This window comes from Jiangella gansuensis DSM 44835 (genome assembly GCF_000515395.1).
Taxonomy (GTDB): Bacteria; Actinomycetota; Actinomycetes; order Jiangellales; family Jiangellaceae; genus Jiangella; species Jiangella gansuensis.
In genome coordinates, this window is sequence record NZ_KI911782.1 from 1,368,913 (window position 1) to 1,381,428 (window position 12,516).

12 protein-coding genes are annotated in these 12,516 nt (G+C 71.0%); 9 read left to right on the plus strand and 3 right to left on the minus strand.

The window, feature by feature from the left end:
- Positions 1–31: 31 nt before the first annotated feature.
- Positions 32–2,335 carry an FdhF/YdeP family oxidoreductase gene (locus tag JIAGA_RS0106740; protein WP_026875079.1) on the minus strand — a complete coding sequence of 768 codons (2,304 nt, stop codon included), beginning with the start codon at positions 2,333–2,335 and terminating at the stop codon, positions 32–34.
- An 88-nt stretch (positions 2,336–2,423) separates the two neighbouring features.
- Between JIAGA_RS0106740 and fdhD the strand changes: the two genes are divergently transcribed.
- Positions 2,424–3,224 (plus strand): formate dehydrogenase accessory sulfurtransferase FdhD, encoded by an 801-nt coding sequence (fdhD, locus tag JIAGA_RS0106745; RefSeq protein WP_026875080.1) that lies wholly within the window; start codon positions 2,424–2,426, stop codon positions 3,222–3,224.
- A gap of 22 nt (positions 3,225–3,246) precedes the next feature.
- Here the strand turns inward: fdhD and JIAGA_RS0106750 are convergent, their stop codons facing one another.
- Together JIAGA_RS0106750 and JIAGA_RS0106755 are read right to left on the minus strand one after the other, a co-directional pair.
- On the minus strand, positions 3,247–3,756 hold the full coding sequence (locus JIAGA_RS0106750; RefSeq protein ID WP_026875081.1) for a GNAT family N-acetyltransferase: 510 nt from the start codon (positions 3,754–3,756) through the stop codon (positions 3,247–3,249).
- A gap of 70 nt (positions 3,757–3,826) precedes the next feature.
- Positions 3,827–4,480 (minus strand): O-methyltransferase, encoded by a 654-nt coding sequence (locus tag JIAGA_RS0106755; protein WP_051425799.1) that lies wholly within the window; start codon positions 4,478–4,480, stop codon positions 3,827–3,829.
- A 219-nt stretch (positions 4,481–4,699) separates the two neighbouring features.
- Here JIAGA_RS0106755 and sigE point away from each other — a divergent pair, with 219 nt between their 5' ends.
- From sigE to JIAGA_RS0106800, 8 genes are all read left to right on the plus strand, one after another.
- The gene (gene sigE / locus JIAGA_RS28015; protein ID WP_245597123.1) at positions 4,700–5,293 is read left to right on the plus strand and encodes an RNA polymerase sigma factor SigE; all 594 of its coding nucleotides are present in this window, start codon (positions 4,700–4,702) and stop codon (positions 5,291–5,293) included.
- Complete coding sequence (locus tag JIAGA_RS32835) at positions 5,290–5,856, plus strand: anti-sigma factor family protein (RefSeq protein ID WP_051425800.1); 567 nt, start codon at positions 5,290–5,292, stop codon at positions 5,854–5,856. The genes sigE and JIAGA_RS32835 overlap by 4 nt, the downstream gene beginning before the upstream one ends.
- A gap of 26 nt (positions 5,857–5,882) precedes the next feature.
- Positions 5,883–6,980 (plus strand): sigma-E factor regulatory protein RseB domain-containing protein, encoded by a 1,098-nt coding sequence (locus tag JIAGA_RS28025; RefSeq protein WP_157552822.1) that lies wholly within the window; start codon positions 5,883–5,885, stop codon positions 6,978–6,980.
- 53 nt (positions 6,981–7,033) lie between these two features.
- Positions 7,034–8,386 carry a S1C family serine protease gene (locus tag JIAGA_RS28035; RefSeq protein ID WP_051425801.1) on the plus strand — a complete coding sequence of 451 codons (1,353 nt, stop codon included), beginning with the start codon at positions 7,034–7,036 and terminating at the stop codon, positions 8,384–8,386.
- 57 nt (positions 8,387–8,443) lie between these two features.
- On the plus strand, positions 8,444–9,106 hold the full coding sequence (locus JIAGA_RS32840; protein ID WP_051425802.1) for a twin-arginine translocase TatA/TatE family subunit: 663 nt from the start codon (positions 8,444–8,446) through the stop codon (positions 9,104–9,106).
- A gap of 332 nt (positions 9,107–9,438) precedes the next feature.
- A complete protein-coding gene (locus JIAGA_RS0106790) occupies positions 9,439–10,146 on the plus strand; it encodes a FadR/GntR family transcriptional regulator (protein ID WP_035812192.1) in 708 nt (235 codons plus the stop codon).
- 88 nt (positions 10,147–10,234) lie between these two features.
- Complete coding sequence (locus JIAGA_RS0106795) at positions 10,235–11,494, plus strand: ABC transporter substrate-binding protein (RefSeq protein ID WP_026875085.1); 1,260 nt, start codon at positions 10,235–10,237, stop codon at positions 11,492–11,494.
- 82 nt (positions 11,495–11,576) lie between these two features.
- Positions 11,577–12,515 carry a carbohydrate ABC transporter permease gene (locus tag JIAGA_RS0106800; RefSeq protein ID WP_026875086.1) on the plus strand — a complete coding sequence of 313 codons (939 nt, stop codon included), beginning with the start codon at positions 11,577–11,579 and terminating at the stop codon, positions 12,513–12,515.
- The last annotated feature ends 1 nt before the right edge of the window (position 12,516 follow it).

A 12,516-nucleotide genomic window follows, 5' to 3' on the forward strand; every position in this document is an offset into this window, starting at 1 on the left:
ATGTCCGATGGATTCCGCAGTTACTCCAAGATCAACGCGGCAGGCCGGATTCTGCGGGCTCCAGGCGGACGATGACCGACTTGGACGCGGGGGTGTTGCTGACCTCGGCGGTGTGGTCGAGCGGCACCAGCACATTGGTCTCCGGGAAGTAGGCGGCCGCGCAGCCCGGCGCGGTGGGGTAGGCGACGACCCGGAACGACGCGGCGCGGCGGTCGCCGTCGGACCACTCGCTGACGAGGTCGACCATGGCGCCGTCGGCGACTCCGAGCGCATCCAGGTCGGCCGGGTTGACGAAGACCACCCGGCGGCCGCCGCGGATGCCGCGGTAGCGGTCGTCCAGGCCGTAGATGGTGGTGTTGAACTGGTCGTGCGAGCGGATGGTCTGCAGGATCAGCCGGCCCGGCGCGGTGCGCAGCACCTCGAGGTCGTTGACGCTGAACTGGGCCCGGCCGCTGGCGGTGGGGAAGGTCAGTGAGTCACGCGGCGGGTGCGGCAGCACGAACCCGCCCGGCACGCTCACCCTGGCCTCGAAGTCGCCGAACCCCGGGATCACCCGGGAGATGCTGGAGCGCACCGTGGAGTAGTCCGCCGCGAAAGCCTCCCATGGTGTCGGGTCGTGCGGGCCGAGCACCCGCCGGGCCAGCCCGCAGACGATGGCCACCTCGCTGCGCAACCGCGGCGAGGCTGGCCGCAGCGTGCCGCGGGAGGTGTGCACGGTGCTCATGGAGTCCTCGACGGTGACGAACTGCTCGCCGCCGGCCTGCAGGTCGCGCTCGGTGCGGCCCAGGCAGGGCAGGATGATCGAGCGCCGTCCGGCCAGCGCGTGCGACCGGTTGAGCTTGGTGGACACGTGCACGGTCAGCGGGACGGCACGCAGCGCCGCCGCCACGACGTCGCTGTCGGGGGTGGCCGAGGCGAAGTTGCCGCCCATCGCCATGAACACACCGATGCGGCCGTCGCGCATGGCACGGATGGTGTCGACGGTGTCGTGTCCGGGCCGGCGCGGCGCGGTGATGCCGAACTCCGCCTCCAGCGCGTCGAGGAAGGACGCCGGCGGCTTCTCCCAGATGCCCATGGTGCGGTCGCCCTGCACATTGCTGTGACCTCGCACCGGGCACGCGCCCGCGCCGGGCCGGCCGATGTTGCCGCGCAGCAGCAGGAAGTTCACGATCTCGCGGATCGTGGGCACGGCCTTCTTGTGCTGGGTGAGCCCCATGGCCCAGCAGACGACGACGCTCTCGGCGCCGCGGACCTCGTCGAGGAACGCCTCCAGCGCCTCCCGGGGCAGGCCGGTGGCGGTGGCGATGTCGTCCCAGTCGAGGGCGCGCCAGGCCGCCGCGGCGGCGTCGAAACCGGTCGTGTGGGTGGCGATGAATTCGTGGTCGAGCACGTCGCCGTCGGCGGTGTCGGCGTCGACCAGCATCCGGTTGACCGCCTGGAAGAACGCGAGGTCGCCGCCGACACGCACCTGCAGGTACAGGTCGGACAGCAGCGTCCCGGTTCCCACGACACCGCGGACGGTCTGCGGGTTCTTGAACGTCTGCAGGCCCGCCTCCGGCAGCGGGTTGATCGACACGATGCGCGCGCCGCGCCGCTTGGCGTGCTCCAGGGCGGTGAGCATGCGCGGGTGGTTGGTGCCCGGGTTCTGCCCGACGATGACGATGAGCTCGGCGTGGTCGGTGATGTCGGTGAGCGACACGCTGCCTTTACCGACGCCGATGGTCTCCGTCAGCGCGGCGCCGGAGGACTCGTGGCACATGTTCGAGCAATCGGGCAGGTTGTTGGTGCCGAACGCGCGGGCGAACAGCTGGTACAGGAAAGCCGCCTCGTTGCTGGTGCGGCCCGAGGTGTAGAAGGCCGCGTCGTCCGGGCTGGCCAGCCCGCGCAGTGACTCGGCGATGAGGTCGAGCGCTTCGTCCCAGCCGATGGGCCGGTAGTGGGTGTCGCCGTCGTCGCGGAACACCGGCTCGGTGAGCCGGCCCTGCTGGCCGAGCCAGTGGTCGGTGCGCCCGGCCAGCTCCTCGATCGGGTGCGCGGCGAAGAAGGCGGCGTCGACCCGCCGGACGGTGGCCTCCTCGGCGACGGCCTTGGCGCCGTTCTCACAGAACTCGGCCAGGTGCGGCTTGCCCGGCTCCGGCCACGCGCAACCCGGGCAGTCGAACCCGCGGTGCTGGTTGACCAGCCGCAACGTCCGCGTCCCGCGCCGCACCCCGGCCTGCTCGAGCACCGACTTCAGACCGTGCACGACGCCGGGGAGACCGGCCGCGGTCTCCTTCGGCGAGCCGACCCGGACGCCGGACTCGTCGTGGTCGTCGCGGGGCGCTTGCGTGGTCATAGTCCGACGGTAGTCCTTGTTCCAGCATCAGTGAGCAGGCGTCGGCCAAGTGCTGCGTGAGCCCGGCAAAAGAGGGAAGATGGAAGACATGGGGCAGATGACCACGCGGCGGCCGGTTCTCCGGCTACGTCCCGGCCGCGCGGCGCGACGGCCGGACACACTCGCGGTCGAGGAGCCCCTGCTGGTTCGGGTGGGCGAGCGCGTCCTCACGTCCACCATGCGCACGCCGGGCCACGACTTCGACCTCGTCGCCGGCTGGCTCGTCGGCGAGGGCGCGGTGCGCGACGAGCCCGACATCGCCGGCATGAAGGAATGCCTCACCGAGGACAACACCATCGAGGTGGCGCTGGCTCCAGGGGTTGAACCGCCCCGGCAGCGCGCGTTCGAGACCAGCAGCGCGTGCGGAGTGTGCGGTTCCGACCGCATCGTCGACGTCACATCGTCGCTGCGGTGGAAGCTGCAGGAGGATCCCACCCGGATCGACGTCGCCGTCCTGGTCGCGCTGCCCGACCTGATGCGCTCGGAACAGCGGGTGTTCGACCACACCGGCGGCCTGCACGCGGCCGGGCTCTTCACGTCGTCGGGCGCCGTCGTGGCTGTGCGCGAGGACATCGGCCGGCACAACGCGGTCGACAAGGTCATCGGCTCGGCGCTGCTGGCCGGGCGGCTCCCGCTGGCCGGGCACGTCCTGCAGGTCAGCGGGCGGGCCTCGTTCGAGCTGGTACAGAAGGCGGCCGCGGCCGGCGTTCCGGTGCTCGCCGCGGTGTCAGCGCCGTCCAGCCTGGCCGTCGACCTCGCCGACGAGTGCGGCCTGACGCTGGTGGGCTTCGTGCGCGGCGGCGGTATGAACGTGTACAGCCATCCCGACCGGATCCGCGTCGGCCGCTGACCGATCGTCCGGCCCGCGGACGTCAGGTGGCGGGAACCCAGTAGCGCAGCTTGCCGTGCCGCTCGTCCTCGAACTCGCCGCCGGCCCGCTCGATGACCTTGCGGGAGGGGACGTTGCCGACATCGCAGGTGACGAGGACCGGGTCGATGCCGAGCTTCGCCGCCCACGGCAGCGCCTGGCGCAACATCGCCGACGCGTGGCCCTGCTTGCGGGCCGACGGGCGCACGTCGTAGCCGATGTGGCCGCCGTAGTCGCGCAGCCATGGGGTCAGGCGGTGCCGGATGGACAACCGGCCGATGAAGTGCGCTCCGTCGACGTACCAGAGATGCGTGGACGGGACCATGCCGCGGGAACGCGGAGCGTCTTCGTGCTCGTCCTGCAGCTGGCGGCGGACGTAGATGGCGAAACCCTCCGGGTGCGTCATGTCGGCCAGTTGGAGATCGTCGGCCCAGCGCGGCTCGTAGCCGGGCTCGCTGACGGCCTCGAGCCAGGACTCGTGGACGTCGACGGTGGGGCGGACGAGTTCGGGCACGAGGTCCATCGTGCCCCGATCGGGCCGGCTCAATCGACGAGATCCCCGAATCGGCGGAATAACCGGGAGGTCAGTCCGGGCGCTTGACCGCGGCCAGCAGGCCGTCGCCGACCGGCAGCAGGGCCGGCACCAGCTCGTCGTTCTCGCGAACCAGCCGGCCGAGTTCGCGGATGGCGATGGTCTCGGGGTCGCGCTGGGCGGAATCGGCGACCCGGTTGTGCCACAGCGCGTTGTCGAACGCGACGGCGCCGCCGGGGCGCAGCAGCCGCAGCGCCTGCTGCAGGTATTCGCCGTACTCCGTCTTGTCGCCGTCGCAGAACACGAGGTCGTAGGCGCCGTCGGTGAGCCGCGGCAGCACCTCCAGCGCCGCGCCGGCGATGAGCCGGGTGCGGTTGGCGGCGATGTTCGCCTCCGCGAACGCCTCGCGCGCCAGCCGCTGGTGTTCGGACTCGATGTCGACGCTGGTGAGAACCCCGTCGGCGCGCATGCCGGAGAGCAGATAGAGCGCGGAAACGCCGGCGCCGGTGCCGACCTCGACGACGGTGCGTGCGCCCAGCGCGGCGGCCAGCAGCCGCAGCGCCGCACCACCGCCGGGACCGATCGGCGTGGCGCCGACCTCGGCGGCACGCTGGCGCGCACGGCCGACTGTGTGGTCCTCGTCGAGGTAGGCCTCCGCATGGGCCCACGACTCCGGGCTGATCGCTGTGTTGCTGCCCGTGGGCATGACGGCCTCCTGCCGGTCCAGCCAACTGTCAGTGCAGAGCTTAGAGCGTCCGGCACTCCGGACGGTGGACCCGGAACCCCCGGACCGGCCCGAATCGTTCCTGGGGACAGGGAACGTCGGGAATAGATGGGGGGCTTCCCTGATTGGCCACGAAAGGGGCAATGGGTGACCATGGACGTAGTGCTCGCACCGGCGAGCCGTGTCGAGGGAGGTCCCGAGGTGGCTGACGCTGAGACCTGGACGCCGCCGAGCTGGGACGAAATCGTCCGAGAGCACTCGGCGCGCGTGTACCGGCTCGCCTACCGGCTGACCGGCAACGCCCACGACGCCGAAGACCTCACGCAGGACGTGTTCGTCCGGGTCTTCCGCTCGCTGTCGTCCTACACCCCGGGAACGTTCGAGGGCTGGCTGCACCGCATCACCACCAACTTGTTCCTGGACTCGGTGCGTCGCAAGCAGCGCATCCGGTTCGACGCCCTGGCCGACGATGCCGCCGAGCGCCTGCACGGACGCGAGCCCACGCCCGAACGCGTGATCGCCGACCGGATGCTCGACGCGGACATCCAGCGTGCCCTCGAGGCACTGCCGCCGGACTTCCGCGCCGCGGTGGTGCTGTGCGACATCGAGGGCCTGTCGTACGAAGAGATCGCGGCGACCCTGGGCATCAAACTGGGCACGGTCCGCAGCCGGATCCACCGCGGCCGCGCGCAGCTGCGGGCCGCGCTGGACCATCGTGCCCCCGACGACGCCAGCGCGCTCGAGACCGAGCAGCGCGGGGCCGACGCGCCACGCGAACACGGAGAGCCGGCATGAAACACCTCGACGAGCGGATCAGCGATCTCGTCGACGACCGCCTCGAACACGACGAACGCGACCGCGCCCTCGTACACCTGACGGTGTGCGCACACTGCCGTGAGGCCGTCGAGCTGGAGCGGCACGCCAAGAACGCGCTGCGGTCCCTCCCCGGTGTGGAACCGTCGGAGCAGTTGGTCCAGAAGTTGCTGCGGCTGGCCGAGCCGGGTGAGCCGCTGCCCCCACCGCCGCCGGACGCACACCCGGCGCCGGTGGCGGCGTGGCGTCCGCGCGACACCCGCCCACCCGCCGGGCCGGGCCGCGGGACCGACCGGTCCCGCCGTCGGGTGCGTGCGGTCCGGGCGGTCGCCCTGGGCATGTGCACCAGCGGAGCCATGCTGGTGCTGCTGGCGTCGCTGGGCGGTCCGTCCGACTCGCCCAGCACGCCCGACGCCCCGGTCAGCGTGGTCCCGCCGCTGGAGCGGTTCACCGTCGAGCACGCTCGCTCCACCGGTGGGCTGCCCTTCGCCGAGCCCGCCTCGTTGCTGGTCACCCCCGACCCCCCCGCCGGAGACGGCTGGTGAGCTTCGGCCACCGCGCAGGTTCCGGTGTGACAGGCGGGTTCGCCGCCCTCGTCATGCCGGTCCTCGCCGTGCCCTTGCTCGTCAGCGCACTGGCGGTCTTCGTCCAGGCCCCGGCGGCCTCGTCGCGCGACGCCGGCGACGACCCACGCGCCGTCGAGCTGCTGCGGCAGTCGGCGAGCGCCGCGCAGCAGATCTCCTACGCCGGCACCCAGTACGTCTCCACCTGGTCGGCGCTGGTCAAGTCGGCGGCATCCACCAGCGCCGTGGTGCAGGTGCGGCATCAAGCCGGCGGGTCCACCGAGATCAGCCTGCACGACCGCCAGACGGCCATCCTGGACGGTCGCGCCGCCACCCGCTGGCTGGCCGGCGACGGCCCGGCCGACCTCCTGCTGGGCGCCTACGACGTCCGGCTGGCCGGTGAGGACTGGGTGGCCGGCCGGCACACCGACGTCGTCGAGGCCCGGCGTAGCGACGGCTCGGTGGCGGCCCGGTTGTGGCTGGACCGCGCCACCGCGCTCGCGCTGCGCCGGGAGGCGTTCGCCGAGGACGGGTACCCGCTCAGCGCCAGCGCCTTCGTCGAGGTCAGCATCGGCTCGGCCGGACACTGCTGCAAGAGCGGCGACAAGACCATCGGTGGCAAGACCACCGTCGACGAGGTCGACACCCGTGACACCGACGAATCCATGCTGCGATGGGACGACATCGACCAGCTGCGCGACGACGGCTGGCATTGCCCGGACGAGCTGCCGGGCGGCATGGTGCTCTACGAGGCACGCCGGGTCGGCGACGCCATCCACCTCAGCTACTCCGACGGCGTCATGACGATCTCGGTGTTCGAACAGGTCGGCTGGCTCGACCCGGAGAAGCTCGAGGGCTATCAGACCTCCCCGTACGGCGACGGCATCGTCTACACGCGTCCGGGGCCGCCGGCGCGGCTGACCTGGTCCAGCGGCGACCGCGTCATCACGGTCGTCGCGGAGGCCCCACTCGACGCCGTCACCGAGTTGCTCGATGCGCTACCACCGAAACCGGCCCCGCAGCCGAAGGAAGAGAAAGCCGGCTTCCTCGACCGCATCGGGCGCGGTGCCGAACGTGTCGGCTCGTGGCTGAACCCGTTCGACTGACGCCGGGCCGACCGGACCGTGCGTCTCACGCCATCGGCTGGGAGGATGACTCCATGAAGGCAGGGTGGACGAGTCTCGGGCAGCCGACCTCCCCGGACGGCGCCGGTGGTGCGCCGTGGGCCGGCGGGGCCTGGCGGTACACCGAACGGACCGGCCAGCCGGCGCCGCGACCCGCGCCCGGCGTGGCACCGGACAACCAGCCGGCGCCGACGGCGCAGACCTCGTCCGACACGCTGACCTCGCCTGACGCGCAGCCGTCGTTCGGGGCGCAGTCCTCGTCCAGCGACCCCGGTACCGACGGTGAGCCCGCAGGCACGGGGCACCGTCGCGCGCCCAAGCGGCGCCGTGGGCTGGCCACCGTCGGGGTCGTGCTGCTGGCGCTCGTCGCCGGCGGCACCGGCGGCGTGGTCGCGGAATCCCTCGACGAGGACACCGGCGCGCCCGGCACGGTCACCGTCATCGGAGCCGACCCGGCCGGGCTGGTCGAGCGGCCGCCGGAGTCCATCGCCGGGGTGGCGGCCAGCGTGCTGCCCAGTGTCGTCTCGGTCAGCGCGGCGGACGCCACCGGCTCGGGCTTCATCATCTCCGAGGACGGTTACGTGCTGACCAACAACCACGTCATCGCCGCTGCCGCCGAGGGCGGCGCCATCGAGCTGGCGCTGTTCGACGGGCGCCGGCTCGAGGCCGAGCTCGTCGGCGCCAGCCCCAGCTACGACGTCGCGGTCCTGTCCATCGATGCCGAGGACCTGCAGCCGGTGGTGTTCGGCGACTCCGGCTCCGTGGCCGTCGGTGACCCGGTCGTGGCCATCGGCAGCCCGCTCGGCCTGGACGCCACCGTCACCAGCGGCATCCTGTCCGCACTGGAGCGCCCGGTCAGCGCCGGCGGCGAGCCGGCCGGCCAGTCGTACATCAACGCGCTGCAGACCGACGCAGCCATCAACCCGGGCAACTCCGGCGGGCCGCTGGTCGACAGCGCCGGCCGGGTCATCGGTGTGAACTCCGCCATCGCCAGTCTCGGCATGGGGGGCGAGGCCGGCTCCATCGGCCTTGGCTTCGCCATCCCGATCGAGCAGGTGCAGCGCACCGCCGAGCAGCTCATCCGCGACGGTGAGGCCGTCTATCCGATCATGGGCGTGCTGCTGGACAACAGCTTCGCCGGGCCGGGCGCCCGGGTGGCGCAGGACGGCGAGAACGGGCCCGGCGTCACCCCGGGCGGCCCGGCCGACCTGGTCGGTATCCGCTCCGGCGACGTGATCGTCCAGATCGACGACACCCAGATCCGGACTCCGGCGGAGTTGATCGTGCGACTGCGGGCGCACGAGCCCGGCGACGAGGTCGCGCTGCGGCTCGAACGCGACGGCGAGACCGTCGAGGTGACGGTCACCCTGGACTCCGCTGTGGGTTGACGCACAACGTAGTCTGGGGCGGACGGATGCACGTATGTCACGACGTGGGAGCCGGCAGTGTTCGACATAGGTATCGGCGAGGTGTTCGTGCTGCTCGTCGTGGCCCTGCTCGTTTTCGGCCCCGACAAGCTGCCGGAAATGGCGAAACAGGCCGCATCGTTCGTTCGCGACCTGCGCACCATGGTCTCCAACGCGCGCAGCGACCTGTCCGGCAGCGTCGGTGACCTGGGCATCGACAAGGACGACCTGAAGACGTTGTCCGACCTGCGCAACCCGAAGTCGTTCGTGCGCAGCAAGGTCCTCGACGGCGTCGATCTCGGTCTCGACGACCTCGGCCTGGACGACGAGCCCGCCAACGGCACGCGCCGCAACGGCACCGCCCGCAACGGCAACGGGACCAGCACGAGTTCGCGCAGCTCCTCCGCCCGGGCCGCCTCGACGTCGCAGGACCAATCGCCGTCCGACCCGGCGCCCGCGGAGACGGGCAACACCGAGGACGCGGCCGCGGGTGACTCCGCCGAGGCCTCGGCTCCGGAGACATCGACCCCGCCCCCGCCACTCGACGACAGCCCCGCTGCCGGGCCTCCGGTCGAGCCGCGCGCGGCCGCCGACACCGACTCGAGCGTCACCTCCGACGCCGACGCCGGTTCCGGCGACGGTGTTCCGGCCGGTGCCGGCCGCGCCGACTCGACGCCGCGCTTCGACCCTGACACCACCTGATCCGCGCTGCCATTCCGCCTACGACGCCCCGTGGTCGGCGCCCAGCGGCGGGCGTGAGCGCGGGGCGCCGCTTCCCCATGATCATCAACGATGGGGCCTGTGATCGCGACCCCACCGGTTGATGATCATGAGCGATGGGGCGCCGTAGCGCCCCTCGCCGGCGTCACTCTGCACCACCGAAGCCTGGATTGTTGCGATTGGGTTACGAGGCCTCGACGCGAGAAATCACCTAGTGATCTAATCACTTCACGCCGGGCGTCCGTCGACGCTCGCTCCAGGCGCCCGGCGAACTGACCGCGACGGACGCCACGTCCGCTCACAGGAGGCCGCCGATGAACGTCGGAGAGGTGAGCCGCCGCACGCTGGCGGACGAACTGGCCACCGGCGTGGTGGAGCTGATCCGTGAGCAGCAACTGGAGCCCGGTGGCCAACTGGACACCGTGCGGACACTCGCCGCCAGGTTCTCCGTCGCCGTGCCGACCATGCGGGAGGCGCTGCGGCGGCTGGAGGCGATGGGCCTGGTGGTGTTGCGGCACGGGTCCGGGGTCTACGTGGGTGAGAACGTGCGCCGTTCGGTGCTGCCGAATCCGCACAGCCCGCTGCTCACGGGGGAGCGGCTGATCGACCTGCTCGAGGCGCGGCGCGCCATCGAGCCGCCGATCGCCGCTATGGCGGCCACGGTCCGCGATCCTGCCGGCGTCGCCAGGCTCTCCGAGACGCTCGACGAGGCCGAGCGGTGCCTGCGCCACGGCGACGAGCGGCTCTGGATCGTCAATCTCGAGTTCCACCGGGCGCTGGCGGAGGCGTCCGGGAACACGGTGCTGTCCGAGGTGGTCGACTCCATCGTGCTGGTCCACGCGCAGGAGCAGCGCGAGATCCTGCGGCTGCACGGCGACGAGCCCGAGGACTTCGCCGAGCACCAAGGAATCGTGGAGGCGGTCCTCGCCGGGAGCGCGGACGAGGCATATCGGGTGACCAGCGAGCATCTGTCCAATGTCATCGACGTGATAAGGGCCCGCCACCTCGATTCCGACCAGTGAGCACCTGTCGGACATACTGGCGTGTCACGATCGCGTGCCGATCGGTTATATCCGAAGTCATATACCAGATTCAACGAGGTGGTCGAACGTGAGACTCCGTTACAGCGGAGCGGTCGCTGCACTGGCAGCGTCGTCGCTGGTCCTGGCTGCATGCGGCGGTGACGACGACAGCGCGGCCGAGGCGCCCGGCGCCGTGGCCTTCTACACCGACAAGGCCGCGTGGGAACCGCAGTTCCTCGAGGTGTCGGATGTGTCGGAGAGCAGTCTCGGGCTGAGCCTGGACTTCACCGGGTACGCCGACGCCGATCAGTACTCGGCGTTCATCCGGCAGTCGTTCCGGACGGACGAGAAGCCGGAGCTGTTCACCTGGCACACCGGCAGCGAGCTGGAGGACCTGGTCGCGGAGGGCCTCGTGGCCTCGACCACGGACATCTGGCAGGCCGCGATCGACAACGGTGATGTCCCCGAGGCGATGCGCGAGTACTTCACCGTCGACGGTGAGCAGTACTGCGTCCCGATGAACGCCGCGTACTGGGTCATGTACTACAACAAGGCGATCTTCGACCAGCACGGCCTGACCGAGCCGACCAGCTGGGCCGAACTGATCAACATCGCCGACACGCTCGTGGCGGCCGGCGTCACGCCGTTCTACGAGACCAACATCCTGTTCTCGTTCGTCTGGTTCCAGACCCTGCTGGCCGGTACCGACCCGGAGCTGTACAACGCGCTGTCCAGCGGTGAGGCCAGCTACACCGATCCGGGTGTCGTCGCCGTCATGGAGCAGTGGCGGCAGATGCTCGAGGCCGGCTACTTCGGCGACCCGGGCGACCAGACCGCGCCCCAGGACCAGCTGAAGAGCGGCACCGTCGCGATGATCAACTTCGGGACGTTCCTCAGCGGCCAGTTGAACAGCGTCGACATGGTCTCCGGAACCGACTACGACTTCTTCGTGATCCCCAACGTCAACCCGGACCTGGACGAGACATCGCTGATCTTCGAGACCGGTCCGATGTGCACGGCCGAGGAGGCCGAGAACCGCGACACCGCCTTGCAGTACGCCGACTGGTGGATGAGCGAAGAGGCGCAGACGTCCTGGGCCAACGCCCGCGGCGACGTCTCCTTCAACCCGAAGGCGATGGTCAACGACGAGCAGCTGGCCGCGCTCAACGAGCAGGCCGGCACCGAGGGCCATCTGCTCCTGGAGCGCTACTTCGAGGCGACACCCGTGCCGGTGCTGTCCGCGGCGCTGGACGGCTTCAGTGCTTTCGTCAGCACCCCGGGCGACCCGATGCCGATCCTGGAGACCATCCAGGCCGAGGCGGACGCCTACTGGAGCAGCCAGGGCTGACCCCAGCGGGCGCTGGGCCGGCCTGGGCCGGACCCAGCGCCCCACGCGGGACGGCGCACGAGGCAACGTGAGGAGTTGACCGATGTCCGGGCTGGCTGTGGCCGCGCCTGAGCACACCCCCGAGCACCCGTCGGCGCGGTCGCGCCGCCGCCGCGGCGGGTCGTACCGATGGTCCGCGCGGGGTTTCAGCCTGCCGGCCGTCCTCGTCGTTGCGGTGTTGCTGTACCTGCCGTTCCTGTGGACGACGTGGATCAGCTTCACCGAGTACAACGGGCTGGGCTCACCGTCGTGGGTCGGCCTGGACAACTACCGCGACATGTTCGCGGACGCGAACTTCACCACGTCGCTGCGCAACACGCTGATCTGGGTCGTCGGCGGCATCACGGTGCCGGTCGGCCTGGGTCTGCTCATCGCGTCGCTGTCGCACGGGATGCGCTTCGGCGGCTGGTTCCGGCTGCCGTTCCTCATCCCGTACGCGATCTCCGGCGTGGCCGTCGGCGTCGTGTGGCGGTTCGTGCTGCAGAACGGCGGCGGGCTGAGCCAGGCGCTGGAGGCGCTGGGCCTGCCCGGCGCCGACACCCGCTGGCTGGTGGATGCTCCGGTGAACACGTTGGTGATGATCGGCGCCGCCGCCTGGCAGCAGACCGGCGTGAACGCGTTGCTGTTCGTCATCGGGCTGCAGTCGATCCCGCGGGAGCCGATCGAGGCGGCCAAGCTCGACGGCGCGTCGGGCTGGCGGATGTTCCGGCACATGCACTGGCCGATGCTGCGCCCGCTGACGACGGTCGTGGTCGGGTTGTCGCTGGTGGCGAGCCTCAAGGCGTTCGACATCGTCTGGGTGATGACGAAGGGCGGGCCCGGCCGCAACTCCGAGACACTCGCGGTCACCATGTATGAGGAGACCTTCGTGACCAGCGCCTACGGCTCCGGCTCGGCGGTGGCGGTGTTCCTGAGCGTCGTGACGTTCATCGCCGCCATCACCTACCTGCGCCGCCAGCTGTCGACCGAGCGGGCGGTGTGAC